The organism is Thalassobacter stenotrophicus (assembly GCF_001458315.1).
Taxonomy (GTDB): domain Bacteria; phylum Pseudomonadota; class Alphaproteobacteria; order Rhodobacterales; family Rhodobacteraceae; genus Thalassobacter; species Thalassobacter stenotrophicus.
This window is the reverse complement of the sequence record NZ_CYRX01000006.1, coordinates 21,388-45,498: the sequence shown is the minus strand read 5'-3', so window position 1 is coordinate 45,498 and position 24,111 is coordinate 21,388. Positions and strand designations below refer to the sequence as shown.

At 55.9% G+C, this 24,111-nt stretch carries 25 protein-coding genes; 11 read left to right on the top strand and 14 right to left on the bottom strand.

Annotated elements, in window-relative coordinates; translation table 11 throughout:
• Positions 1–42: 42 nt before the first annotated feature.
• The 5 genes from THS5294_RS00720 to THS5294_RS00700 are packed head-to-tail and all read right to left on the bottom strand — an operon-like array spanning position 43 to position 2,753.
• Positions 43–747: a hypothetical protein gene (locus THS5294_RS00720; protein WP_082644916.1), complete on the bottom strand. Its 705-nt coding sequence runs from the start codon at positions 745–747 to the stop codon at positions 43–45.
• Positions 744–1,856, bottom strand: a complete 1,113-nt coding sequence (locus THS5294_RS00715) for a helix-turn-helix domain-containing protein (RefSeq protein ID WP_058122213.1) — start codon at positions 1,854–1,856, stop codon at positions 744–746. Before THS5294_RS00715 ends, THS5294_RS00720 begins: the two co-directional genes overlap by 4 nt.
• Positions 1,853–2,248 carry a VRR-NUC domain-containing protein gene (locus THS5294_RS00710; RefSeq protein WP_058122212.1) on the bottom strand — a complete coding sequence of 132 codons (396 nt, stop codon included), beginning with the start codon at positions 2,246–2,248 and terminating at the stop codon, positions 1,853–1,855. Before THS5294_RS00710 ends, THS5294_RS00715 begins: the two co-directional genes overlap by 4 nt.
• Positions 2,245–2,508, bottom strand: a complete 264-nt coding sequence (locus THS5294_RS00705) for a hypothetical protein (protein ID WP_058122211.1) — start codon at positions 2,506–2,508, stop codon at positions 2,245–2,247. The genes THS5294_RS00710 and THS5294_RS00705 overlap by 4 nt, the downstream gene beginning before the upstream one ends.
• Positions 2,505–2,753 carry a MerR family transcriptional regulator gene (locus tag THS5294_RS00700; protein WP_058122210.1) on the bottom strand — a complete coding sequence of 83 codons (249 nt, stop codon included), beginning with the start codon at positions 2,751–2,753 and terminating at the stop codon, positions 2,505–2,507. The genes THS5294_RS00705 and THS5294_RS00700 overlap by 4 nt, the downstream gene beginning before the upstream one ends.
• 592 nt (positions 2,754–3,345) lie before the next feature.
• On the opposite strand from THS5294_RS00700, the gene THS5294_RS00695 reads away from it, so the two are divergent.
• Entirely contained in the window at positions 3,346–4,611 is a 1,266-nt protein-coding gene (locus tag THS5294_RS00695; RefSeq protein WP_058122209.1) for a tyrosine-type recombinase/integrase, read from the top strand.
• A 15-nt stretch (positions 4,612–4,626) separates the two neighbouring features.
• Here the strand turns inward: THS5294_RS00695 and THS5294_RS00690 are convergent, their stop codons facing one another.
• The 7 genes from THS5294_RS00690 to THS5294_RS00660 form a co-directional block, all read right to left on the bottom strand.
• Positions 4,627–5,223, bottom strand: coding sequence for a hypothetical protein (locus THS5294_RS00690; RefSeq protein ID WP_058122208.1), 597 nt, complete (start codon positions 5,221–5,223; stop codon positions 4,627–4,629).
• Positions 5,224–6,167: 944 nt separating this feature from the next.
• Positions 6,168–7,103: a sugar kinase gene (locus THS5294_RS00685; protein ID WP_048599992.1), complete on the bottom strand. Its 936-nt coding sequence runs from the start codon at positions 7,101–7,103 to the stop codon at positions 6,168–6,170.
• Between the two features lie 2 nt (positions 7,104–7,105).
• Complete coding sequence (locus THS5294_RS00680; protein ID WP_233486374.1) at positions 7,106–8,191, bottom strand: L-idonate 5-dehydrogenase; 1,086 nt, start codon at positions 8,189–8,191, stop codon at positions 7,106–7,108.
• The gene (locus THS5294_RS00675; RefSeq protein ID WP_048599994.1) at positions 8,164–9,441 is read right to left on the bottom strand and encodes a TRAP transporter large permease; all 1,278 of its coding nucleotides are present in this window, start codon (positions 9,439–9,441) and stop codon (positions 8,164–8,166) included. Before THS5294_RS00675 ends, THS5294_RS00680 begins: the two co-directional genes overlap by 28 nt.
• Positions 9,441–9,944, bottom strand: coding sequence for a TRAP transporter small permease (locus THS5294_RS00670; RefSeq protein ID WP_233486373.1), 504 nt, complete (start codon positions 9,942–9,944; stop codon positions 9,441–9,443). The genes THS5294_RS00675 and THS5294_RS00670 overlap by 1 nt, the downstream gene beginning before the upstream one ends.
• A gap of 66 nt (positions 9,945–10,010) precedes the next feature.
• On the bottom strand, positions 10,011–10,964 hold the full coding sequence (locus tag THS5294_RS00665; RefSeq protein ID WP_233486377.1) for a TRAP transporter substrate-binding protein: 954 nt from the start codon (positions 10,962–10,964) through the stop codon (positions 10,011–10,013).
• Positions 10,965–10,977: 13 nt separating this feature from the next.
• Positions 10,978–11,718, bottom strand: a complete 741-nt coding sequence (locus THS5294_RS00660; RefSeq protein ID WP_048599996.1) for a GntR family transcriptional regulator — start codon at positions 11,716–11,718, stop codon at positions 10,978–10,980.
• A 126-nt stretch (positions 11,719–11,844) separates the two neighbouring features.
• On the opposite strand from THS5294_RS00660, the gene uxuA reads away from it, so the two are divergent.
• The 10 genes from uxuA (at position 11,845) to THS5294_RS00620 (ending at position 21,881) form a co-directional block, all read left to right on the top strand.
• The gene (gene uxuA / locus THS5294_RS00655; RefSeq protein ID WP_048599997.1) at positions 11,845–13,050 is read left to right on the top strand and encodes a mannonate dehydratase; all 1,206 of its coding nucleotides are present in this window, start codon (positions 11,845–11,847) and stop codon (positions 13,048–13,050) included.
• Between the two features lie 2 nt (positions 13,051–13,052).
• Complete coding sequence (locus tag THS5294_RS00650) at positions 13,053–14,519, top strand: mannitol dehydrogenase family protein (protein WP_048599998.1); 1,467 nt, start codon at positions 13,053–13,055, stop codon at positions 14,517–14,519.
• 56 nt (positions 14,520–14,575) lie between these two features.
• Positions 14,576–15,634: an Ldh family oxidoreductase gene (locus THS5294_RS00645; protein ID WP_058122207.1), complete on the top strand. Its 1,059-nt coding sequence runs from the start codon at positions 14,576–14,578 to the stop codon at positions 15,632–15,634.
• A gap of 622 nt (positions 15,635–16,256) precedes the next feature.
• Positions 16,257–16,727 carry a phage integrase N-terminal SAM-like domain-containing protein gene (locus tag THS5294_RS18930; protein WP_170863247.1) on the top strand — a complete coding sequence of 157 codons (471 nt, stop codon included), beginning with the start codon at positions 16,257–16,259 and terminating at the stop codon, positions 16,725–16,727.
• Entirely contained in the window at positions 16,706–16,777 is a 72-nt protein-coding gene (locus THS5294_RS18925) for a site-specific integrase (RefSeq protein ID WP_233486376.1), read from the top strand. Before THS5294_RS18930 ends, THS5294_RS18925 begins: the two co-directional genes overlap by 22 nt.
• A 49-nt stretch (positions 16,778–16,826) precedes the next feature.
• Positions 16,827–17,132, top strand: a complete 306-nt coding sequence (locus THS5294_RS18920) for a tyrosine-type recombinase/integrase (RefSeq protein WP_170863248.1) — start codon at positions 16,827–16,829, stop codon at positions 17,130–17,132.
• A gap of 12 nt (positions 17,133–17,144) precedes the next feature.
• Positions 17,145–18,341: an IS91 family transposase gene (locus THS5294_RS00635; protein WP_058122206.1), complete on the top strand. Its 1,197-nt coding sequence runs from the start codon at positions 17,145–17,147 to the stop codon at positions 18,339–18,341.
• A gap of 653 nt (positions 18,342–18,994) precedes the next feature.
• On the top strand, positions 18,995–20,290 hold the full coding sequence (locus tag THS5294_RS00630) for a sulfite oxidase (protein WP_058122205.1): 1,296 nt from the start codon (positions 18,995–18,997) through the stop codon (positions 20,288–20,290).
• A 57-nt stretch (positions 20,291–20,347) separates the two neighbouring features.
• Positions 20,348–21,058: a c-type cytochrome gene (locus THS5294_RS00625; protein WP_058122204.1), complete on the top strand. Its 711-nt coding sequence runs from the start codon at positions 20,348–20,350 to the stop codon at positions 21,056–21,058.
• 73 nt (positions 21,059–21,131) lie between these two features.
• On the top strand, positions 21,132–21,881 hold the full coding sequence (locus THS5294_RS00620) for a sulfite exporter TauE/SafE family protein (protein WP_058122203.1): 750 nt from the start codon (positions 21,132–21,134) through the stop codon (positions 21,879–21,881).
• On the opposite strand, the gene THS5294_RS00615 is transcribed toward THS5294_RS00620, so the two are convergent.
• Together THS5294_RS00615 and THS5294_RS00610 are read right to left on the bottom strand one after the other, a co-directional pair.
• A complete protein-coding gene (locus THS5294_RS00615) occupies positions 21,882–22,622 on the bottom strand; it encodes a hypothetical protein (RefSeq protein ID WP_058122202.1) in 741 nt (246 codons plus the stop codon).
• Positions 22,619–23,329 carry a sigma-70 family RNA polymerase sigma factor gene (locus tag THS5294_RS00610; protein WP_233486372.1) on the bottom strand — a complete coding sequence of 237 codons (711 nt, stop codon included), beginning with the start codon at positions 23,327–23,329 and terminating at the stop codon, positions 22,619–22,621. The genes THS5294_RS00615 and THS5294_RS00610 overlap by 4 nt, the downstream gene beginning before the upstream one ends.
• Positions 23,330–24,111 lie beyond the last annotated feature (782 nt).

Genomic DNA, 24,111 nt, shown 5'->3' with positions numbered 1-24,111 from the left:
CAAATCGCAGCGAATGTCTGCACTCCCGCCCGTTATACCTCATCATGCGCCCCACGGCCTAGCCCGTGGCATCCCTTCCATCACTTTGACCTCTCGCAACATACCCCCAACTTTGAGCCCGTCTCGCACCCAGCCCAGCGCCCGCCGCCAAGCCTGATAGTCGCGACGTGCGGCTTCAATCTGTTCCGGATAGGGCGAGTAAGTAACGGGGCATGCCCTGACCTCCACGGTGCGCCACTTCCCGCGAGACAGCACACGCTCCGTCCCAACCACCACAGTCGTTGCATGATCCCCATATCGGTTCCGCTTTATCTCTACGGGCACACAGCGCGGCACTGCGCCTGGCATCCAGTCCGGCGTTAGCCCAGCGCGTGCAAGCTCTGCCACACGAATGGCCATGCGCTTGCCGCCGATATCATCCGGCATCCCAGCCACGGTGGCGGCGATCACTTCAGCATCCTCATGGGTGTAGCTGTCCTTCTTGTAGCGCCCACCATCAATTTGGCAGCCTAGCGCGGCCCGCTGCATCAGGACGTGCTCCAGCCCAAACCCATACCCCTGCCTATGCTGGCGTTCAGGATCGGGTGGCTCTGGCAGCTCCAGCTGTGCGCATTCGGTGCGGAAAGCCCATTCCAGGGCCTGCTGTACGGTCATCGTGCGTTTTGCCCGTCCACTGCGCGTTTGAGGCCCGACGCTATGAGACGAGGGCAGGACGCGCCCGTGCAACTTGCGATCATACCGGCTCATAGCACACCCCGCATTTGCAATTGCTTACGGGTCACCAGCTTGCGCTCCAGCATGGCTTGGCACATGGCATGGCTAATCATACTGGGCGGGAGGTAGCCTTTGCCCTTCACCCGTTCAGCATAGAAGAATGCGAGCTCGTCAGTGCTGGGCGCTGGGCCAGAAGTCGGTTTTCTGCGCCGTGCTTTGCCGTCTTGGCTCCTAGGCTTATCCGAAGCCGCTTTGGCCTGCGCCTTGCGTTGGGCGGCGCGCTGCATGACCCGGTCCAGCGCCTTGGGCCCATCGGGGGGCTCAGGATGGTCTGCGCGGGAAGCTTTCGCGGCTTCCAGGATTTCAGCCTCAGTGAGCCCAAGCACTTCCTGCCAGCGCCGAACGTGCTCTCGAGGGGGCCAGCCCTGCCACCAGCCAGGAAGCGACCCGTCAGGATCGAAGCCCAGCGCTGTGAGCAGCTTTCCAAAAAAATCATCAAAGACCGTTTTGCGCGCTTGCGCGTCCTCCTCCTCCTTTACTGGTTTCCTTAAAGGTTCTCTTACAAGGTTAGTGTCCCGATTTGAGACACGGGAAACGCCATTTTTGAGACACGGGGTTGGCCAAATATGAGACACGGGCCGCCTGAGTTCTCCCTGTCCTGTTTTGGGACACGGCGTGGCAGGGACTGGCGGTGTTTTACCCTTGTCGCCATAGGGGGGGTCAGCGTGTGGCCCGTGTCCCAAATCAAGACATGGAGCTTTTGTGGTGTTTTGCGATGCGGATGATAAGATCTCTGAGTAGCTTGACGGGGCAGTGTCGGCCGCATCCGTAGCAGTATTTCCATCCGTGGGTGCGCTTGCGCCATCGTCGAACTCGAACCCCAGCAGATATCGCGTAGGGCGCTGCTGGCCGGTCTTGGTATCGACAATGCGCACACGCTTGATCAACCGGCGGGCCTCCAGCTCGTCGAGATGGCGGTTCAGGGTCGCGCGTCCTATTTCACAATCATGCGCAAGCCGTGCTTGCGTTGGGAAACAACCAAAGTCCGGATTGAATCGATCGCACAGATGCCAAAGCACGATTTTGGTGGTGGGCTTGAGCCCGCGCTGCTGGATGGCCCAGTTGGTGGCAGCATGGCTCATGGCGCAGCCCTCCCCGTTGGAGAGGCAACGCGCGTTGCGAAGCCATGATCAGCCAACGCGCCCAGCGCATCATCAAGCGTCCGGACCAGCGCCCAGCCGAAGCCCTGTGCCAGTACAGCGACCCGGAATGCCTCCTGCGCTGGGGTGAGGCGCCCTGTGGGCGACTTGAGCTCGAGAAAGAGCGCGCGGCCTTCACACAGGACCACCAAGTCTGCAAAGCCGGGATAGACACCCATGCCAACCAGTATGGCCTGCCGCCTGGCCCCACGCGGGCCAGCCTCCGTCACCTCATTGGCGCTGTGGTGAACAATTGCGCTCTTGGGGAGAGCAAAGCGCAAGGCGGTCACAACGGCGCGCTGCAAATCCGCCTCAGGAGTTCTACGACGCGTCATGAGCGGCCCGCCCGGTCTGGCGCAGGAAGCCGCCCAGGCGTTTTGCCGTCAAGGATCACTAGAAGGATCCGTGCGTCCTCGCGCTCCTCAAAGGTCTCACCATGTGTCGCCAGGACGTTACAGGCCAGTCGCACGAGGTAATCTGAATGGTGTGCAACATCGGCGATGACTATGCGCGCCTCACGCCGGCGCTCATCTAACCAGTCTTTGCGGGCGTGGTCGCGAGGGCTGGTCTTTCGGAAGGGTCGTGGGATGCTCATCGGCGGGACCCCGCACGGCGTGGTGCTGGCGCTTCTTGCCGCATCAACCAATCCTGCACAGCATCGCGGCGATAGTAGATCTTCCGACCGGCGCGCACGCAGGGCGGACCGAAGCGGATCTTCTCCCAGCGGTGCAGGGTTTCAACGGTGACCCCGAGCTCAAGGGCGAGGTCGAGGCGGCTTATCCAGCCGCTCATCAGGCGCTGAGGGCTACTGGATCGGGGGGCAGTTCCAATGTCTGGCATCTGGGTTCTCCTGAGTTGGGCCCGACGAGGGCAGAGTTCAGGTGTTCAGAAGCGCAGAGGGAAAAGGGTGGCGGGAAGGCAGAGACCGGCGGTGATGCGCCAAAACCCTGCCGGTCATTGATATCATTGAGCTTTTGCGGTTTTGTCGCTGACTGGCGGGCGCAGTCGAGGGTGCCGAAAAGCTCATGCAAATTGCCCGGCACAGAGTCGCAGCGACCCAAAACCGGCCAATTTACAAGATTTCGCCGTGTTTCAGCGGGTTTTATGGGTGTTCAAGGGTATTCGCCCAACCGGCAAGGGGTCCCGACCCTTGCCGGTCATTGATTTTAAACGGAATTTACAATATCAGGCCCTGCTCTGGGAGCGAGAAGCCATCCGGTGCGCGATTTAGGGCCCGAAACATACTCCGCTGGCCCACAGATTCGCCCAGCGCAATGAACGCCGCCTCGCATTTTCTCCCATGTTTTCAATGACCGGCAGGGTTTTGGTGCATCACCGCCGGTCACCGCCTATGTGCCGCCCAGATCCCCATGCTTCGCTTGATAAGCCTGCGCATCTACGCCTCTGTCATGCGCACCAAGGAGATATAAACATGGTCAATCGATTGCGACTAAATGATAAAACCGTGCGTGAGCAGATCCCGGAAGAGGATCGGGCGTACCAAGTCTTCGATACCGAGATACGGGGGCTTTCCATTCGCGTGATGCCCTCGGGCGAGCGGTCCTTCGTGATGGATTACCGCTTTGCCGGACGGCAGCGCCGCATGGCGATCGGGCGCTGGCCCGAATGGAGCGTCACAGCAGCAAGGGAGCGCGCCCGAGACCTGCGCCGTCTGATCGACGAGGGCACAGATCCCATGGAGGAGCGCGACACGCTGCGAGAGGCGCCTCGCTTCAACGACATGATTGAGCGCTATCTGATCGAGCACGCCTCAACGCTGACGTCCTTAAGCGCTGCGGATCATAAATCCTTCCTGACCAAGTTGGTCGCACCGCATTGGGGCAATAAGCTGGTGACCGAGATCACGCCTCATGACGTCACAAAGCTTTTGAACCTGATTGCAGAGGGCAGAGCACGGCCGTCGAAGGCAAAGCCCAACAACCGCGCGCGTAAACTGCAAGGGCGCAAGCCCACACCGGTGCGTGCCAACCGCGTGGGTGAAGTTCTGCGTAAGATGTTTAACCTTGCCATCCAATGGAGCTGGCGCACGGACAATCCTGCCGCTGGCTTCATGAAGCGCGTGGAGACCGCGCGCGAGCGGTTTCTTTCCCACGAAGAAATCGGCCGGCTGGCCGAGGTGTTGGATGCGGCCGAGGATCAACGGGCCGCGGGCATCATCCGTATCTGTATGCTGACCGGGGCGCGGGTGGGGGAGGTGCGCCAGGCGCAGTTCGAGCAATTCAATTTGGAGCTTGGGATTTGGTCAAAGCCCGCAGCGACGACCAAGCAGCGCAAGATCCACCGGGTGCCGATCTCGGCCGATGTTGCGGCGATCGTGCGTCAGCGGGCGCTCGTGGTGCCCAAGGGCAACCCGTGGCTCTTTCCCGGCGATGTACCAGGCCAGCCCGTCAAGGAAATCCGCCGGTTTTGGGTGAAGGTGCAGCGCGAGGCAGAACTGCCGGATGTGCGCATCCATGACCTGCGCCATACATTCGCCTCGCTCTTGGTCAGCGGCGGGGCTTCGCTGGAAATGATCGGCAAGCTTCTTGGCCACAGCCAAATGCAGACGACTCTGCGCTATGCGCATTTGATGGACTCGCCTCTGCGCGCCGGGGTTGATGCCGTGGCCGGCATGCTCCGGCCACGGCCTAAGGTCGTTCACAACGCCGATGCTGAGCACCTGGCAAAGCGCGGCTGAGGAATATGCGTCGGGTTACTTCTCACTGCGTAATGCGCGCCAGAAAGGCCTTAGGCGGCGCCGGATGGTACTCTCGTCGGGCATATCCGCATTGTCCGCTGTGTCCGCAAACCAGTCCTGCAGGATTGCAATAAGCTCGGCTTGGGTGGCGGGAATGCCGTGTTCGTGGACGTGCTTGAGCAAAGCGACATACATCCCTTCCCAATCATAGGGTGAGAGCGCGCCCGTACCGCCACCAATGCGGCGTAGCAGATCGTACTCATCCTCAAACCGCTGCAGGTCGTGGCCTGTGATCAAAAGGTCTGCGATCGACACTTCAACACCATCGGCAGGCTCTGTGACATAGCACCAGTCGTCCGAATGCTCCGGTTTGATCCGCTGGAGCTTGATCACCGTCGGGCCGGTCCCACTGCGGCGAAACAGCGGCAGCATATCCATAGGCGAGATTGTGATTTTGCCCGAGACTTTCTCGGCGTCACAGGTCACCACTGGAATGCCTGTCACGATGTCCAACTTGCCCTCCGTGGCCCAGCCGCCAATGTCGGCGATGGTGCAGCCCCATCGGGATGCGGTTTCGTGCAGGGTGAAGAATGCGCGTTGAGGTAGTGCCATGCAGGCTCCAGTTCTGGTGTTGGGGTAATGCGGCCGGCCGCCAAAAGACAGGTAAAGCCGTCGTGTAGGGAGCGAGACTGGAACGGCCTAAGTGCACGGTGCATGAAGCTGAGCCACTACTTCAATGAAGAAGCAGTGGCTAGAAATTCTTCAATTAGCTGGAACCCTTAGGTCGAATCTGTCTCCCGGTATTAATACCCCTGGGCCGTCTGTAGCGATTGCCGCGAAAGCGGCGTGATCGTATTCCGAACGACATCAAAGTTAAAAGGGGATGGTGGGTGTGGCACTGTAGTGGCGACGTGGATACAAGGACCGCCCAGCGCAGGCGACCGCGCCCAAAGAGGATCCACGATACTAGGGACCGCAGGATGCCAACGCCCGTACCGGATGCATTGGTTCGCGTGTTGCCATGATGCGGGGACCATCAGGGGCTGCGAAGGGGCTCGCACACTCGTCGATAGGGGCGGATTGCGGACATTCGCTGCGATCTGCACCGAGGTCTGCAATGCCGGACAAAACCGACCTTGGATTTCCAACCTTCGCTGATGCAGCATCTGTTCGCAGCCGCGACAAGGCTTTTGTTGCGACGCAGCGCATGTCACCGAACCGGTCGTTCACGAGCATCAAACTGGCCTGAACCGAGACCGCACCTTCACGTCGTTGCGTCGTAACCGGCCGGTGATGTCGCATCATGCCCATGTCAAACCTCGTTACTGTCCATTATCTTTAACTGGGCAGTATCTGGTCATAGCGACCTTCGGCAGAGCGGGGACACCGGACGGTTACAGTAAGCCCACGAAACCTGAATTCGTTCTTGTGACATGAGAGGGCCCTATGGTCCGATGCTGTAATGCGCATGCAGGACAGATTTAGAAGAGGGAAATCGCTTATGCCTCCGGTCGTCACCGACGTTACTCTGCATTCAACCCGTGATGGTTTTCTGTTTAGACCCCATCAGCATTCGGGCGGTCGGCGTTTACGGGAAGGATAGCGCCTTTGTGCATGACAATGCGGCACGCCAGTTCATGACCTTTGGTCAGTGCGTTTTCCTGTGTTGAGCCACGGAGTATCGCTGCGAGGTATCCGCCGTTGAATCCATCGCCTGCCGCGGTGGTATCGACGACATCCGATGCCCGGTCAAAAGTGACTTCAGCGCAATTCTTGTTGATTGAAAAAGGGCCCAGTGCGCCACGTTTGAGAGCGCCGAAACAGTTCTGATATGATGAAAAACGATCTAGAACTTCAGCTTCCGTGGTTTCCTCAAAAAGCGACATTTCATCGTCGACAGACGGTAATGCAATGTCGCAGATTTTCCAGGCGGATTGAACCGTTTTCCGTGCAACTTCGGCACATTCCCAAAGGTTTGGCCGATAGTTTGAATCGAACACGAACTTACCACCGGTCTGCGTGAACGCCTTGATCCTTTCCAAAAGCGTGCAGCGTGTTGCAGCGGGCAGGATCGCAAGTGTAATTCCGGAAAGATAGATGACATCAAGGCCATCAAGGACGGCAAAGCGGTCTTCATCGCCCCTCTGGAACATCTGTCTCGCGGCGGAGTTCTCGCGCCAATAATGAAAGCTCCTCTCGCCGGAACTGTCCGTCGTAATAGCGTAGGCTCCGGGCAGAAACCCGGGGAGCTGCCCCAACCGATCTGTCTCCAGCCCCTGTGAAGCAATGAATTTGGCCATGTCTTCTGAGATTTGATCTGCGCCCAGTAGGGAAACAAAGCTAACGCTGTGATTCACAGGCAGAGATCGTCGCAGATAGATGGCGGTGTTCAGCACATCGCCCGCGACACCGATTTGTGTCGTTCCGGGAATAGCAGATGGCGATAGTTCCACCATCGCCTCTCCGACGCAACCAATTCTCAAATTACCCATCGTCAATCTTCCGCGGCAAAGGCGACATGCACTTTCACCGATTTGGTGCGGTCGCTGGCGGTTGCATATGCTTCTTCAATGTCAGCAGGGTCGTATGTGTGGCTAACCAGCGGACCGAGGTCAATTTCGCCAGAGTTGATCACAGCAACCGCCTGAGCGAACTCTTCGTGAAATCGATGGGTTCCTGCGACCTTGATCTCTTTGCTGACAATTAGATTGATGGGAACAGATGCATCTCCTGTTACACCGACCATCACCATTGTTCCTCGTGGGCGCAGTGCCGTTAGAGCGCTTTTGATCGCAGGCGGGGCGGCAGAGCACTCGAACACGACGTCAAACAGGCCCTTGTCGAACTGCCACTTGCCCAAACCATCGGGCGCTCTGCGGACATTGACAGTGTCGGTTGCTCCCATCTGCCGAGCAACGGCCAACGGGGCATCTTCAAGATCTGTAACAACAATCTCGGATGCCCCGCCGTGCTTCGCCACCGCTGCACAAAGAATGCCAATCGGTCCAGAACCGGTCACAAGGACTCGAAGCCCGGTAAGATCAGGCGCTTGCGCCCGGGCATGCAAGCAAACCGACAAGGGTTCTGTGCAGGCTGCGGCACTGGGGCTTACTTCTGATGAAAATCTGTGCGTTTGTACTGCTGGCAACACAAGCGTGCCACGGAAAAAACCATTCTCATGGGGATCACGGTAAGCTGAGCCGGAAAACTGCATTTCCAGGCAGTGCACAAGTTCTCCGCGTTCGCAGAATTTGCATGTCATGCAGGGCCTGGAGGGGTTCAGAGCAACCAAATCACCGACCTTGACATTATCCACTCCCGGCCCGACTTCGGCAATGCGACCCGACGCCTCATGCCCGACAGTAATGGGATGTCTAACCCGGATCGGTCCAAAGCCACCTTCATGGTAATAATGCAAATCCGATCCGCATATGCCGCCAGTAACACTCGAAACCCTGACAGCACCAGTCGTCAGATCATCCACCTCTTCCTTTTCCAGGCGAACGTCGTGTTTTCCATGAAGTTTACAAACAGTCGTTTTCATAAGATTTCCTAATCGAATACCAAGCCCGGCAGCCATGTAGCAAATGCCGGAATGAATGAAACAAGCAGCAAAACGATGATGTTGCACAGGAGAAATGGCAAGATTGCGATGACGACAGGAGTGAGCGGCAGCCGGGCAATCCCAGAGCAAACGAATAGGCAAACACCAACAGGCGGGGTCGTAAGCCCAATCATCAGATTCAAAACAGCAAATATTGCAAAGTGAAGCGGTTCAATCTCCGCGGCCTGAGCAAGAGAAAGCAAAGGCACAAACAAAATGATGAGCGCTGCGATTGTTTCCATGAACATGCCAACGATCAGCAACACGACATTGATCATTAGGATAATCAAAATGCGGCTATCTGTCACTGACAACACGGCGTTGACAATCGCTTGTGGAATTTGCTCCGAAACCAGAATCCAGCCAAAGACATTTGCAAAACCGACCAAAGCGAGGATTGAGGCGGCTGAAACACCGCTTTCGACGACGATGCGAGGAATGGCAGAGAAACGCAACTCGCCATATATGAATACCCCTACGACCAATGCATATACACAGGCGACAATCGCCGTTTCTGTCGGAGTAGCGATCCCACTAAGAAGGCCAAAAAGAATGAGGCCGGTCATTGCGATTGCCCAAAATGCCTTTCCAAATGAGCGAAGCAACTGGCCAAACCCTCTCCATTCTTCCCGGGGGAAGTTGCGGCGTTTTGCAATGATGTAGCAGGTAATCATCATCGCGAGCCCCATCATGATGCCAGGAATGGCGCCAGCCAAGAACATCTGCCCGACCGAGATTCCTGAAAGAGCTCCGACAATAATCATTGGCACACTCGGCGGAATTATGGGACCAACCGTCGATGAAGCGGCCGTTACAGCAGCGGAGAAGTCCGCCGGATAGCCAGCCTTCTTCATTCCGGGGATCATCACGCCACCAATTGAAGCTGCATCGGCTACGGCGGTACCTGTTATGCCGCCAAAGAGCATTGATGCGCCAATATTCGTAAGCCCCAGTCCGCCACGTATCCATCCAACCAGCGCATTGGCAAACTGAATGATCCGTTCGGTAATTCCGCCGTTGTTCATCAGGTTTCCGGCCAAAATGAACCCGGGAATGCTGAGAAGTACAAAGACGTCCATCCCGGCGAAAATCTTTTGCGACATGACCACAATGGGGATGCCAGTCAGCAACAGGTAGGCCAATGATGACAGCCCGAGCGAAATGGCGACTGGTACGCCTACGATGAGACAGATCAAGAAGACAGCAAAAAGAACGGCGACTTCCATTATTCAGACCCTCCAGCGACAGATCGGTAGTCGAGCTTAAGAATGTCCATCATGGTACGAAGGACGGCGAACGCCAGCAACAAGCCCATCATGGCGAGGATTGCGAAGTGTGCGAATGTCATTTGAAGTCCCAATGCCGGAGATATCTGTAAGCCACCGATTTGGAAGAATTTCCACGCGCCGGGTAGCAGTGCGATTGCCAAGATGGCTGTCAAAATTGAAGAGGCAATTCTGAAATATCTGGGAAACTCTCCGGGGAGGAAGTCGCAAACAATATCCACATTTACCAAATCGCCGGTCATGAGGCCGAAACCGGCGCCTAACGCAGCAAGATAAATTAGCGCAAATCGCGTCAATTCTTCGGTCCAAACAGGCGAGCTTCCAACGCTTCTGCCTAAGACTTGCGTAAGAACCGCAAGGGCAAGGACCGCAAAGGCGATAAAGATACAAATCCGAGACATGGCTGAAAACATGTGGAAAAGACTAACGATTATCCTTGGCATGAGCACCCCTCGGAAGTTGAAAGTCTTGCCGCCCATGACGGGCGGCAAGATCAAACGTTTAGCAGTTTATTGAGAGTCAAACAGCGATTCTACGATTGGTTTAACTTCGTCGTTCACATTGGCCAGCACAGCATCCTTTGCTGCGGCAGCAAATGCGGCACCATCCACATCGGTGAATGTCATGCCCTTCGATTCCAGGTAAGCACGATCTTCGGCAAGGCTGGCTTCCAGCAGACCACGTTCATACTCCTGTGCTGTCGCCGCCGCAGCCATGACATGCGACTGATCTTCGGCACTCAGTTTCTGCCATGTGGATTCTGCCATGGTCAGATAAATCCAGGAGCGAACATGCTCAGTCAGGTTTACGTGTGTTTGAACTTCATTAAAATTGGCTGATCTGATCAGTGCGAGTGGGTTTTCCTGAGCACCGATGGTTCCGTTTTGCAAAGATGTAAACACCTCGGAAAACGCCATCGGGGATGGGCTTGCGCCAAGGGCACTCCAGACGTCAACGAAGAGCGGTACATTCGGAACACGCATTTTCAAGCCATCCAGCTCAGAAGGGGAGGTGATCGCGCGGTTGGACGTCAGGTTACGGGGTCCGCGCGCAAAATATGCGATTGGCCTGATCTTTGCGCGCTCAATGATTTGCGCCTCGATGTCATTGCCGATTTCGCCGCCTGCAACTTCATCCATATGATCCAGAGAAGAATAGGCATAGGGCACGGCCAGAAGCGCGGCCATCGGTGCCCAATTTTGAAGGCTTTCGCCGGTAATTGTCATGTCAACGGTGCCAAGCTGCATGCCGTTGATCATATCGATTTCTTTGCCCAGAGACTCGTTGGGGAACACTTCAACGGCGATACGTCCGTCGGTCAGTGTATTGAGCTCTTCGCCAAATTTGACAGCCGCGAGATGCCAGGCATTTTGCTCATTTGCAAGGTGGCCAAGCTTCAGTGTCATGTCCTGCCCGAACGCAGGGGAAAATCCCAAAGTTGCTAGCAGGGTACCCGCCACCATCGATTTGAGTTTGTTAGTCATCGTTCTTCTCCCTTTTTGGTAGTAGTTTTGAGCTTTCGAGCCCGGTGATATTTTCGAAATGCTCAGGATTCTGCTGAACGATCTCCGGTAGCGTCCTAAGCATTTCATTGAGGTGATTTCGCATTGCAAGGTTGGCACCTCCCTGATTGCCAACTGCGATCTTTTCCACGATGTCTGCATGTTGCTCGATGAGCGCTTCAATCGGGAAAATTCCATAACTCAAGACCCGCACCCGGTCCATTTGACCATTGATTTCGTCAATGTACTTCCAGGCGACACCTTTGCCGGCCGCCTCCATAAGGATGCGGTGGAAGTCCTGATCAGCCCTATAGAACGCTTGAGGATCACCCTTTCGGATCGAACGCTGCCTTTTCAGCTCCGCCCTCAGGTCCTTGACAAGCGAAGGATCAGGATCCTCTGCCAGGGTGCTGACGATATCTGCCTCGACAGCTTCACGCACGAAGCGCAATTGCAGGACTGTCTCGACATCTATTTCGCGCACCAATGTGCTTCTTTGGGGGCGGATCATTACAAAACCTTCACCAGCCAGTTTTATGAACGCTTCGCGTACAGGCTGACGGCTGACACCCAACTCCTTTGCAATTTCCCCTTCGGACAGTTTGTGGCCCGGCGGCAAGTCGTTGTTCACAATCCGGTGGCGAAGCAACTTCCAGACCTGCGGCGAAATCGTCGCGGTCGGGTCTATCGATTTTTGCAGATCATGTTTGTTCATGGTTCAGCTCCCTTTTCCTGCATAACGGTTGCCTACCATACTAGTCAACTCCTTATTGACGCCGCGTCTCCGCGCTACTATTACGGTCCCATAAGAACGGCAATTTTTGAATGCGAGAAGTCCAATATGTACGAGACATGGCGATGGTTCGGCCCGAAGGATCAAGTAGACCTTCAGGACATAGTTCAGTCGGGAGCCAGCGGAATCGTGACCGCTCTACACCATATTCCACCGGGAGAGGTTTGGACTGCAGATGAAATAGGTCACCGCAAGTCACTGATTCGCACCTCAGGGATGGCGCTTCACAGTCCGTTGAATTGGTCTGTCGTTGAAAGCCTTCCCGTATCCGAGAATATCAAGCGCCAGTCAGAAGATTGGCGCTCGCATGTCGAAAATTACAAGACGAGTCTTGTCAATCTGTCCGAAGCTGGAATCGACATCGTCTGCTATAATTTCATGCCAATCCTTGACTGGACCCGTACCGATCTCGCCTATCAGCTTCCGAATCAAGCCACTTGCATGCGCTTCGATCTAGTTGATTTTATTATGTTTGACGTTTTCCTTCTTAAGCGCCCCGGTGCCCAAGAGGATTTTGATGAGCCCCTTGTCGAAAAAGCGCGCGCCAGGTTTTCGGCGTGTGATGGCGCGTATAAAAAACGGCTGACAAATAACGTGATCAGCGGTTTGCCGGGCGGGGCCGATACGATGACGATGGATCAGATCTCAGATCATCTTAACCTTTACGCGGATATCGATGAAGATCAGCTCGTTCGGAACCAGACCGACTTTCTCGAAATCATCGCTCCGCATGCAGAGAAGCTGGGGCTCAGACTGTGCTGCCACCCAGATGATCCACCGATACGCTTGCTGGGGTTGCCACGGATCATGTCAACGGAAGCCGACTATCAACGGCTCATTTCTACGGTCGACATTCCCGCCAATGGCATAACGTTCTGTACTGGCTCACTGGGCACACGCGCCGATAATGATCTTCCGACGATGATGCGACGACTGGGTGATCGGGTGCATTTCATTCATCTGCGTAATGTCGTTCGCGAACACAAACAGACTTTTGGCTCTTTTCATGAATCCGAACATTTGTCAGGCGATGTTGATATGGCGGCGGTCGTGTCAGCAATCGTTGATGAGGAAACACGACGCAAAAGCCTCGGTAGGAGTGATCACTCCATTCCGTTCCGTCCAGATCACGGGCAGGACATTCTTGATGATCTCAATCGAAAATCACAACCGGGTTATCCGGCGATCGGCCGTTTGAAAGGTCTCGCCGAGCTGCGCGGGCTCATCGCCGGGCTAGAATACAAGGCCGCCTGATTATGCACTCCTCTTCACTCGGCAAGGCCGTGCAGTTGAATGACAAAATGTTGCCTTACGAACCGGAGCAAATCGGGGTGGGCATAGTTCATATCGGGCTTGGTGCCTTTCATCGCGCGCATCAGGCTTGGTATACACATAATGCACTTTCCAAAAGCAATGGGGACTGGCGAATAACTGCGGTTAGCATGCGATCGCAGGCGCTCGCGCATTCACTTGAAGCCCAGGACGGGCTCTATTTTCTTGAAGAATGCGACGCCGAAGGGGCCACAAATACGCTTGTTGGCAGCATCGCTCACTCGTATTCCTTACGGGATAAGCGTCGCCAGATCGTAGAGGCGTTGGCGCATCCTGATTGCAAAATAATCACTCTGACCGTCACCGAGAAAGCATATCATTACGATCCAGAAGCGCAGGGTATCGTTCTGGACCACCCCGACATACAAGAGGATCTGGAAGAGCTGAGCGCTGCGAACACGGTGCCCGGACTGCTCGTTCATACGATGAACCTCAGGCGGCAGACAGGCAAGCCGGGCTTGACCATTCTCTGCTGTGACAACCTTCCGCATAACGGCCGCGTGGTTCGTGCTGTCACATTGACGATGGCAGAGGCTGTCGATCCGGAGCTGGCGGCATGGATTGAGATCAATGTCGCCTTCCCATCCAGCATGGTGGACCGGATTACACCCGCCGTCACCGAAGAATTTGCTCGGAACATCGAAGTTCAAACGGGCTATTCGGACAAATGCGCAGTCCGCACAGAGCGTTTTTCGCAATGGGTCATCGAGGATGACTTTCCTCGCGGCCGCCCCGCGTGGGAGCGCGCAGGTGCTGTCATGACAAGCAATGTCGGACCCTATGAAGAAATGAAGCTTCGCATGTTAAACGGGTCTCATTCTCTTCTGGCCTATGCGGGCTTTGTATCAGAGCACCCCACGATCAAATCTTGTATGGAAAATCCGGTTCTGCGTGCGCTTCTTCGCCGTCATCTCCGCTCTACCGCCGCGACTTTGAAACCGCTCCCTGATTTCGACTACGACGACTATGCAGAGGCGCTCATAGATCGCTTTGATAATCCGAATATCGCCCACTCGACATTTCAAATTGCCATGGATGGAAGTCAGAAGATGCGACAACGGATATTCACCCCTACTAAGGCGCTGGCGCAGCGTGGCATGGCCTACGATACTTACGCTTTCGCGACCGCAGCTTGGCTTCGTTATACGTCCGGCAAGACCGAGTCGGGGGATATTTATCGCCTTCAGGACCCGCTGGAAAAGGCGCTCATCAGCTCATGGACGGGAACCACAACACCGCAAGAGGTGCTGGCCGCTATCGGGCGAATTGATGGCCTGATACCCCAGACATTAGCGGGCGACCCACGATGGAAAGCGCGCGTCACGAGCCATCTGGGCGCAATACAATCGGATGGAATGATCAAGGCGGCGCAGGCCCTCCTGGACGGGTGAGCCGCAATCAGCCATCTACGTGTCACTTTGAGAAACAGAACTTGCCGGAGGCAAACATGACAACCCAAAACGAAACGTTAGTCTCAGAAACCGACCTCAGGGCGCTCTGTCTGAAGATGATGGAACTGGCTAAGCTGGACTCCAAAGGCGCTAGAGCAACGGCAGATGTACTGGTGACAACGGACATGTGGGGTGTTCATACGCATGGAACACGGCAGCTCCCTAAACTCCTGGAAAATTTCGAGACCGGAAAAATGGACCTGAATGCGACCGCCTCTGTCATCGATGAAGGTCCGACATGGGCGTCTATCGACGGCAAAAGAGCAATGGCATTCCAAACGGCAATCGACGGCATGGAGATGGCCATCAATAAAGCACGCGATGCCGGGACCGCCACTGTAACTGCTCGGAATATTGGGCATTTTGGTGCCGCGGGCTATTTTGCAGTCATGGCTGCGGAAGCAGGAATGATCGGTATTGCGATGTGCAATGTGGATCCATGCATAGCCGTACCGGGCACAAAAGGACCAGTTCTGGGCACCAACCCGTTCGCTTATGGAATTCCAACTTCGGGCAGACCTGTATTTTTCGATATCGCGACATCAGCCGTCGCTGCGACCAAGGTGTTTCGCGCCAAGGCAAGGGGTGAAACAATACCCGACGGCTGGCTTGTGGATAAGGATGGAGTCCCGACCAACGATCCTTCACACTACCCCGAAGAAGGAGCCCTGCTGCCTTTCGCAGCGCATAAAGGCTACGGCTTCGCCTTCCTGATCGAAGCTTTATGTGCCGGTCTCAGCGGCGGCCCCACGCCGGATAAAGTCAACTGTTGGGTGTCATCAACACCTGAACCGGTCAATCAGTCCTTCACCTTTATTGCAATTAATCCCGACACCTTCGCCGCGGGAAGAAATTTTTTGAATTATATGGACGGGCTGACAGCTCACGTCCAAAGCGCTGACAAAGCCGTGAATGCGGATCACATTTACCTACCCGGTGAAATCGAGTGGCGGAAATACCAAATTGCCCAACAGCAGGGGATTGCACTTCCTGCGGACGTCGCCGATGTCTTGCGGTCAGCGGCCGCAAAATACGGTGTCGATTTCCCTGTATGAAACGGGAATAGAGAAGGCAACCGGTCGGGACCGTTAAGCAATCTTGATGCCAAACTGGCAATTGCCGCACAGAACAAAGCATTCATTGGGTTCAGTTAGGAGACGACCACCAAATAAATGAACTCGCTGCTTCAGTGAATGCCCAGCCTACCGGAATACGCCGCAATATTGCCTCGAGCATTGCAGACCTTGGTCCAAACGCGGCGGATTCACCCTTTGTCCGCGACTTGATCCTTAGCCGCTATATCTATGCTGCGGGTTGTGCGAATGGCTGTTTCTTACGCCGTATTGCACATCAAAATCTTCGCTAATGCAGCACAATCCACGCTGCGAGCGCACGCTGCACAAATTCGACTCTTCCGCAGTGGGCTCATTTTAGTCGTTCGCTGCGCGGACCACCGAGGGCCGCTCTGCACCGTCGACGTCGCTCGACACGATTGGCGGAATGTGGTCATTCGCTGCACAGAGCATCAAGGTCAGCTATGCGGGACTTGGACGAAGCCGCTACCGCGGCAAGGGCGCGTGTGGTGAGGTTGGCGCGGTGATCTGAGTATCGTGATTTTGGAAATGAGCGCGTCTGTCTGACGATTGGGACCTCTCAATCAACGGACAGGAGGATCCCATGGTGGATCAAAAGACCACGCCACTGCGCGAACGGATGATAGAAGATATGCGGATCAAAGGCCTGGGGGAGAGCTCCCAGAAAGCGCATATTCGGGCGGCTCGCTACTTGGCAGAGTTCATCAGCCGCTCACCCGACACGGCGACTGCGGAAGACCTGCGCGCCTATCAGCTTCACATGGTGAACACGAACGTCACGCCTTCAACGTACAACGCGCGGCTCGTTGGGTTGCGCTTCTTTTTTGAGACGACGTGCAAGAAGCTCGAGATGAAGCAGTGTCTGCACTTCCGCACGGAGCCGCGCAGACTGCCTGTCGTGCTGAGCGTCGAGGAAGTGTTCGAATTGCTGAAGGTGGCACCCGGACCGGGGCTGAAGTATCGCGCGGCGCTCAGCATTTCCTATGGCAAGGGCTTCGTGCGTCGGAGGTGTGCAATCTCAAAGTCACTGACATCGACAGCGACCGGATGCTGATCCATGTCGAACGCGGTAAAGGCGGCAAAGACCGCAAGGTGATGTTGTAACCGGGTTTGTTGGGCCTGCTGCGCGATTATTGGAAAGAAGCGCGGCCCGATGGCTGGCTTTTTCCCGGAAAGCCTCGGATCAATCCGATCTCACCGCGCCAGCTGCACCGGGCGTTTAGCGCAGTCAAGCACGTGGCCGGTATCAAGACGCCGAGGAGCACGTTGCACACGCCGCCATAGCTTTGCCACCCACCTTCTCGAAGCTGGAACCGATGTTAGGGTCATTCAGGTTTTACTGGGCCACGCCAAGCTTAGTACGACGGCCCAATACACTCATGTCGCGACAAAGCTGATCCGGGACACTGACAGCCCCTACGAGTTGCTGGCGCAGCTTCAGGATCGAAGGTCAGAGTGACGGGTCCGGGCTTTGCCGCGCCCAAAACTAGAGGTCGCTGACATCTTTCGAACACACGGCCCTGCCTATCGGAGGGTAAATGCGGGGCACCTGAACCTTGCGCAGTTGAGGGTTATGTCTGCGATTGAGGCTTGCCGGACGGAGGCGCTCGGCGGGCATGTGGCGGCGTGCACCAAATGCAACCATCAACACATCGCGTATAACTCGTGCAAAAACCGACACTGCCCCAAATGCCAGGCACCTGCGGCGCGCGACTGGATGGCAGCGCGTTCAGAAGACCTGCTGCCAGTTGAGTACTTCCATGTAGTCTTTACGCTGCCCGCGGAGATCGCGCAGGTCGCCCTCTGGAACAAGCGGGCAATCTACGGGCTGTTGTTCAAAGCGTCAGCTGAGACGATAGCCACCATCGCAGCCGATCCCAAACGCCTGGGTGCACGCGTTGGTATGACCAGCGTGTTGCACACCTGGGGCTCCGCGCTCACGCATCATCCCCACATCCACATGATCGTTCCTGGCGGTGGCCTGTCGTCGGATGGCACCGAGTGGATCGCCTGCAAGCCGGGCTTCTTTCTGCATGTGCGCGTGCTGTCACGGCTGTTCCGGCGGCTGTTTATTGAAGGTCTGATGGCTCTGCACCGCACAGGGCAGCTGAAGTTCTTCGCCGACCTTGCTGGATTGGCAGATGCCAGCGCCTTCGCCGAATGGGTGGCTCCACTGCGCAAAGTCGACTGGGTCGTGTATGCCAAACCGCCATTTGGTGGGCCCGAGGCAGTACTCGCGTATCTGGCCCGCTACACCCACCGCGTAGCGATCTCCAACCACCGACTGGTCAGCGCTGATGCTGGTACCGTGGCGTTCCGATGGAAGGATTACAGGATCAAGCAGGGTGATCGCATGAAGGTGATGCGATTGCCGACTGGCGAGTTCATCCGCCGCTTCCTGATGCATGTCCTGCCCGATCGGTTCCACCGCATACGGCATTATGGCTTCCTCGCAGGCGCTCGCCGTAAGGACAAAGTCGCCAAGATCCGTGATTTGCTCTGTGCAATTGCAACGGCTGAGCCAGCCCCATCGATCGACAATCCCGCGCCGCCGCTCACATTGCGGGAACCGTGCCCCGATTGCGGAGGACCCATGCGCATCATCGAGACCTTCCGGCGCGGACAGAAACCCCGAACCCGAGCGCCGCCAAGAAAGCAGGCCGCATGATGAAGAGCCCGTCTTTGAAATATTCTCCGATCCGACAATTGACGCGTCGGTCAACGATGCGCTTTGGCCAACGCACGTCCTCACCGCACAAGCCGATAAAAACTGCCCCGGCAAGACCCACGATGGTTCCTGAAACTACCACGAAGGCCATGAGGCCAAACGACCAAGCTCAGCAAACCCGGCGAAACATCAAACAATATCAGGGACAGATGCCTGCGCTTTCCCCATAGAGCGGCACACGCATCCCGCGGCTTCCACCTTGTCAGATTTGTCAACGCGGGCCACACCGCCCGAAACAAACCTAACGCACTGGCCCGCATCAAAAAATCTTAGACTTTGCCGCCGTCTGCCACTTTATAGCGAACGGCTGTTTTTTGCGTTTTGTGACGGCAACGAAAAATAGCAAGGGCGGAGACCGTCTTTCGCAGCTCATGCACTCACGTCGAACGGCAAACTCAAAAGCGGACACTGAAAATCGCGTTAGATAACAGATGGCTGGCATCAGTGGGCTTTTTTGCGTTGCAAACTCGGACACACGAACCGGCGTGTCAAAAAATTCTCAAACGTTCGGAATAAATCGCCTTCCCCGTACGTCTCTCTATCAAATGATGGTGTGCATTTGTGCACCGCACCAACAGCCTAGGGAGGAAAACATGGCGCTAGATGAGGACAAGAAACGCTCGGTTCAGGAGTTTTTTGCGGACGATCCGGAGAAGGCAGACAAAGAGTTTTTCGGACGGGTCGCGAACCCGGACCGGCGCGGGTTTCTGAAGCGCACTGGCCTTGCCACGATGGCCGCGATGGTTGGCACTTCAATCCCGTTCCACCGCAACATGCCTATCGGTTTTGTGCCCGCCGCGATGGCGCAAGAGAATGTGCTGTTCGGCAAAGACGGGCTGACTTTGCTCAATGACCGCCCCCTAAACGCTGAAACACCACCCGAACTGCTGGATGATGCGATCACGCCCACCAGCCGCCACTTCATTCGCAACAACGGCATCCCGCCGGAAGATGTCGATCCAGCTACGTGGACGCTGACCATTGACGGTTTCGTCGATACGCCGCTTGAACTGACCATTGCTGATATGCGAGAGCAGTTCGAGGTCGTGACGATGGCGCTGACGCTGGAATGCGGCGGTAACGGCCGCGGCTTTTTCAATCCACCAGCCAAAGGGAACCAGTGGACCTATGGCGCGGTGGCCTGTTCAGAATGGACCGGCGTGCGCCTCAAGGACGTGCTCGAGAAGGCGGGTGTGCAATCAAACGTTGTCTACACCGCGCACTACGGCGCCGACGGACACCTATCAGGCGACCCGGACAAACTGCCGATCTCGCGTGGCGTACCCATTGCAAAGGCCATGACCGACAACATCCTGATCGCGTTCGAGATGAATGGTGATGCGTTGCACCCGATGAACGGCGCGCCGTTGCGTCTTGTCGTGCCGGGCTGGCCGGCCTCGACAGGACATAAGTGGCTAACCCGGATCGAGTTGCGCGATCAGGTGCATGACGGCCCAAAGATGACGGGAACGGCCTATCGCGTTCCGGCCTATCCAGTTTCCGCAGGGCAGGACGTGCCGAAGGAAGATTTCGTGATCATCGAGAGGATGCCGGTCAAATCGCTGGTAACCTTCCCGGCAAATGGCGCGGAGTCCGGAATGGAGACCGAGGTGCGCGGCCACGCATGGTCAGGCGATCGCACCGTCAGCAAGGTCGAGATTTCGACCGATTTCGGGTCAACGTGGATGGACGCTGAGCTGGATGCGCCGGTAAACGACGGAGCCTGGCAGAATTGGCGCGCCAACGTCACGTTCCCGCAAGCGGGTTATTACGAAGTCTGGGCGCGCGCAACCGACAGCGAAGGCACCATGCAGCCCTTTGCCATCGACTGGAACCCGAAAGGCTATCTGAACAATACCATGCACCGCGTGGGTGTTCGAGCAAGCTGACCAATACCGGGGCGGTTTCAAGCCGCCCCCCCAACACTTCCAGACTGGAGTAATCTCATGTCCTTCGCAACTCTGCGAAATCTCTCTCTTTTTGCACTTGCCTTCGGGCTTACCTCGCCTGCTTTTGCTGACCTTGACGCAGCCCTCGCCGACGCAGACGCCACCAAGGGGGAGCGGGTCTTCAAGAAATGTGCCGCCTGTCACACCGTCGAACAAGGCGACAAGAACAAAGTCGGCCCGAATCTTTACGGCACGGTCGGTGGACCGGTTGCGGCCAGCGACGGCTTTAAGTATTCCAAAGTTCTGATCGAATATGGCGGCGATTGGACCATTGACCGCCTCGATGCGTTTCTCACAAAACCCAGGGCCGAGGTCAAAGGCACCAAGATGAGCTTTGCTGGGCTCAAGAAAGAAGAAGATCGTGCGAACTTGATCGCCTTTCTGAACACGTTCTCCGACGACCCCTTAACCCTCGGCGCGACCGAGGCTGTATTGGAGACGACTGAGGGTGAAGAAGAGTACGAATTCGGAGTTTTGTTCGATGCGCCGGGCGTCGAGACAACGTACTATAGCTGCATCGCCTGTCATTCCGAGAAAATTGTCGCCCAACAGGGGCTGACCCGCGACGAATGGGACAAAATGTTGGAGTGGATGGTCGAAGAGCAAGGGATGTCCGAAATCGAAGAACCCGACCGAACCGAGATCCTCGACTATCTTGCCGAACACTACAACACCGACAGGCCGAACTTTCCGCGCCCGCTTAACTGAATAGATGGGGTCAGTAACAAGTCGAATTGTCAGGGCCTGACATCCTGATGTCGCTCTGTACTGAGAATACGCGATGGAAGCATTTGACGTCATTTTGATTGGTGCAGTTTTGGGAGTGGCGGCGATCCTGTACTCGTCTGTTGGTCATGGCGGCGCGTCAGGGTACATCGCGATCATGGCGCTTTTCAGTCTGTCACCAGACGTCATCCGACCGATTGCCCTGTCACTCAATGTTGTGGTCGCCGGGTTCGCAACTTGGCGGTTTTCGCGGGCTGGCTACGTGGATTGGAAATCGGCCATTCCAGTCATTTTGGCGTCAATGCCGTTGGCGTTCATCGGCGGCAGCATAGAGTTGCCAAGCAGTGTATATCGGCCGTTACTCGGCACGCTGCTAGTTCTTTCCGCCGTCTACATGGTGTGGTCCGTGACCCGATCACCGCAGTTCTACGACGATGCCAAGCGAGGACTGCCATTGATCGGGAGTGTTTCGGCAGGCGGTACCATCGGGCTTTTCTCCGGCCTCTCGGGTATCGGGGGTGGTGTCCTGCTCAGCCCGCTCTTTGTGATTTCAGGTTGGGCGGGTGCCAGACAGACTGCAGGCATCGCTGCCGTCTTCATTTTTTTCAATTCGCTCGCTGGTTTGGCTGGAAACCTTACGAATGTGAGCAGCATCCCTGGACAATTGTTGCCTTGGGCACTGCTTGCACTCGTCGGATCAATTGTCGGCACTGGGCTGGGAGTACGGTCGTTGCCCGTCAAACCACTGGTTTTTATCCTGGCATTGGCAGTCTTGATTTCTGGTCTGAAGTTCGTGCTGCTTTAGCTAGCCAACGCAACGGGCTGCATTCGCCGTCGTTTCGGCTAAAGATGCCATCATCAGTTTGTTGGCCTGCAATCCGGTCGTCAGTTTTAGATAGGCTGCAATCGCATCAAACTTTTCTTGGTCCATGCCAGTTGCGACAATCATGTGCCAGACAGTGTTAGGCGCAGTCCACGCCGCGACCTGAAGATCAGACGTGGGGTTCTGCTTCATCGGATCAAATGTCCCGCGGAAGTAGGACAAGCGGCACCCATTTTGACCGGCGTAGTGGGTCACCTGCCTGTCTTGCAACTGCCGCGTCGCGACTGGTGTCAAGTTTGCGTCGGCCAAATCAGGAGCATTTAAACTCTGACCTGCCGCCACTGAGCGAACTGCCCCGGCATCGATAGCGAATGACTGCGCTGCGAAATCCGCGTGAATATCAGTGGCCGACGGTGCCTCAAAGAACTGAGGGCCAACAACAACCGCTAAAGCAAAGGCTGCCGCGACCGCCCCGCTGATAAGCCACCTCGCAGGTCGCAAATTTTGGTTCGCTGGGGCCTCTGGGTGCAGAGATGAAATCTGCTGTATATCCGGACGCAGGGTGCCGAGGCTTGCCGAGACGCTCGAAACATCCCTCAAGGCTTCCTCAAGCAGCGGATCCGACAACAGTCGCGACTCTAGAGCTCGGCACTCCGTATCGCCCAACTCGCCGTCATGATAGGCGTTGATCAGTTCCCAGTCTTTCTCGTTCAACTCGTTCATCTTCTACTTTTCTCAATCTCACCGCGAGCATCCGTCCCCTCGACCAGCGCCAACAGGGCTTTCCTGGCTCGACTGATCCGGCTCATGATCGTGCCATTCGCTACACTCATCACATTCGCTGCTTCGGCGTATTTCAATCCCATAATGTCCACAAGACACAGCACTTCGCGCATGTCCGGCGGCAGCTTTTCAAAGGCCATGCGAATGAGGATGTCCCGTGCTACGTCCGATGGTCCTGCTTCATTAAATAGACGTTTCTCCGCCGCCAAATATTCCCGGCGGACACGTCTTTTTCTCAAATCATCGTAATGCAGGTTGCGGATCACCCGAAACATCCATGGTCTCAGCTCATCAAGCACAGTCGGACGGTTCTCGGTTCTCAGTGCCCGCTCGATGGCGTCCTGCACAAGCTCTTCGGCATCATCGGAGTACGCACAAATGGCAATCGCATAGGCCCGGAATTCCGGGAGAAGAACTTCAATTTGAGTAAGCGACGCCATAAAAGCACTATGGTGCAAATTATTGGTTTGGTCAAAGAATCTGGGCGTTTGACCAGCTCGAGGTCCTTTGCTGGTGCGGCGAATGGAAGCAAGGCGGGTCGCAGCCGCAGCATCCGGACACGTTGGCAAACGGCAGGAATGGGTCAACCTTACCCTTCCCAATGTCAGCATCGCGCGCTTCGCAGCCATCCGTACAAGATGCAGCATTACGCATTTTGGGCTCTTTGCCGCCGTTCGCTGTGCGAACCACCAAGGTCCGCTTTGGGCCGAAAATGATTATCTCTCCGCTTTTCGAACGATCATCTATGTCAACGCCATGTCAACGAACGTACGTCATTTTGTTAGTGTGAGGCAGGGTGGACGTGGGCCAATGTCAGCGAGTTTCAGGGGTGAAAATTTGTGAATTCAAAGGCTTGCCGCCTATGCCTTTGAAGTTAATAACTTATTGGAATCATTGAATAATGGGCTCATAACCTGAAGGTCGTAGGTTCAAATCCTACTCCCGCAACCAAAAATATGAATTGTTATAGTATATTAGCGCCCCAAGGGGCGCTCTTTGCGTTCAAGCAACCAGAACTGAGATGTTAAATCGAACCCCAGCTTATGTGCGAAAACTTCCCGATCGACACATGCTAATCATTCAGTCTATTCTAAGTCGACTGGCAGCTCGAAAACCTAATTTCTCATAAGTCCGAAGCATCAGCCATTAAGCACAAAGTGCGAAGCGTCTGGAGGACAGAAACTCTGGAAAGAGGTCTACAGAGGAGCCGGGGGAGGTCGCGGGTGATCTAATCATCCGCGCGAGAAACATGCACTTACTTGCCTGTTTGATGGCTGTACCAGGCATTGTCGGGGAGGCGGTTGCCTTGACTAATGTCCAGCCGACGACCGTGAGGAGCTAAGAGATGCAGATGGTACTGATGCGGTATTGTTCGTAGCTCCGAATATACACCCGACGCTCAGCTGTAGATTATGAATTGTCTAACTGT

Coding starts and splice junctions, on each gene's coding strand:
- THS5294_RS00620 (WP_058122203.1), top strand. CDS start 21,132: ATGGAAGCATTTGACGTCATTTTGATTGGTGCAGTTTTGGGAGTGGCG.
- THS5294_RS00675 (WP_048599994.1), bottom strand. CDS start 9,441: ATGGAAGTCGCCGTTCTTTTTGCTGTCTTCTTGATCTGTCTCATCGTA.
- THS5294_RS00610 (WP_233486372.1), bottom strand. CDS start 23,329: ATGCTGCATCTTGTACGGATGGCTGCGAAGCGCGCGATGCTGACATTG.
- THS5294_RS00695 (WP_058122209.1), top strand. CDS start 3,346: ATGGTCAATCGATTGCGACTAAATGATAAAACCGTGCGTGAGCAGATC.
- THS5294_RS00650 (WP_048599998.1), top strand. CDS start 13,053: ATGCACTCCTCTTCACTCGGCAAGGCCGTGCAGTTGAATGACAAAATG.
- THS5294_RS00645 (WP_058122207.1), top strand. CDS start 14,576: ATGACAACCCAAAACGAAACGTTAGTCTCAGAAACCGACCTCAGGGCG.
- THS5294_RS00660 (WP_048599996.1), bottom strand. CDS start 11,718: ATGAACAAACATGATCTGCAAAAATCGATAGACCCGACCGCGACGATT.
- THS5294_RS00715 (WP_058122213.1), bottom strand. CDS start 1,856: ATGAGCCATGCTGCCACCAACTGGGCCATCCAGCAGCGCGGGCTCAAG.
- THS5294_RS00720 (WP_082644916.1), bottom strand. CDS start 747: ATGAGCCGGTATGATCGCAAGTTGCACGGGCGCGTCCTGCCCTCGTCT.
- THS5294_RS00705 (WP_058122211.1), bottom strand. CDS start 2,508: ATGAGCATCCCACGACCCTTCCGAAAGACCAGCCCTCGCGACCACGCC.
- uxuA (WP_048599997.1), top strand. CDS start 11,845: ATGTACGAGACATGGCGATGGTTCGGCCCGAAGGATCAAGTAGACCTT.
- THS5294_RS00685 (WP_048599992.1), bottom strand. CDS start 7,103: ATGGGTAATTTGAGAATTGGTTGCGTCGGAGAGGCGATGGTGGAACTA.
- THS5294_RS18920 (WP_170863248.1), top strand. CDS start 16,827: ATGGCTGGCTTTTTCCCGGAAAGCCTCGGATCAATCCGATCTCACCGC.
- THS5294_RS00665 (WP_233486377.1), bottom strand. CDS start 10,964: ATGGTGGCGGGTACCCTGCTAGCAACTTTGGGATTTTCCCCTGCGTTC.
- THS5294_RS00700 (WP_058122210.1), bottom strand. CDS start 2,753: ATGCCAGACATTGGAACTGCCCCCCGATCCAGTAGCCCTCAGCGCCTG.
- THS5294_RS18930 (WP_170863247.1), top strand. CDS start 16,257: ATGGTGGATCAAAAGACCACGCCACTGCGCGAACGGATGATAGAAGAT.
- THS5294_RS00670 (WP_233486373.1), bottom strand. CDS start 9,944: ATGCCAAGGATAATCGTTAGTCTTTTCCACATGTTTTCAGCCATGTCT.
- THS5294_RS00710 (WP_058122212.1), bottom strand. CDS start 2,248: ATGACGCGTCGTAGAACTCCTGAGGCGGATTTGCAGCGCGCCGTTGTG.
- THS5294_RS00625 (WP_058122204.1), top strand. CDS start 20,348: ATGTCCTTCGCAACTCTGCGAAATCTCTCTCTTTTTGCACTTGCCTTC.
- THS5294_RS00690 (WP_058122208.1), bottom strand. CDS start 5,223: ATGGCACTACCTCAACGCGCATTCTTCACCCTGCACGAAACCGCATCC.
- THS5294_RS00630 (WP_058122205.1), top strand. CDS start 18,995: ATGGCGCTAGATGAGGACAAGAAACGCTCGGTTCAGGAGTTTTTTGCG.
- THS5294_RS00615 (WP_058122202.1), bottom strand. CDS start 22,622: ATGAACGAGTTGAACGAGAAAGACTGGGAACTGATCAACGCCTATCAT.
- THS5294_RS00680 (WP_233486374.1), bottom strand. CDS start 8,191: ATGGCTGCCGGGCTTGGTATTCGATTAGGAAATCTTATGAAAACGACT.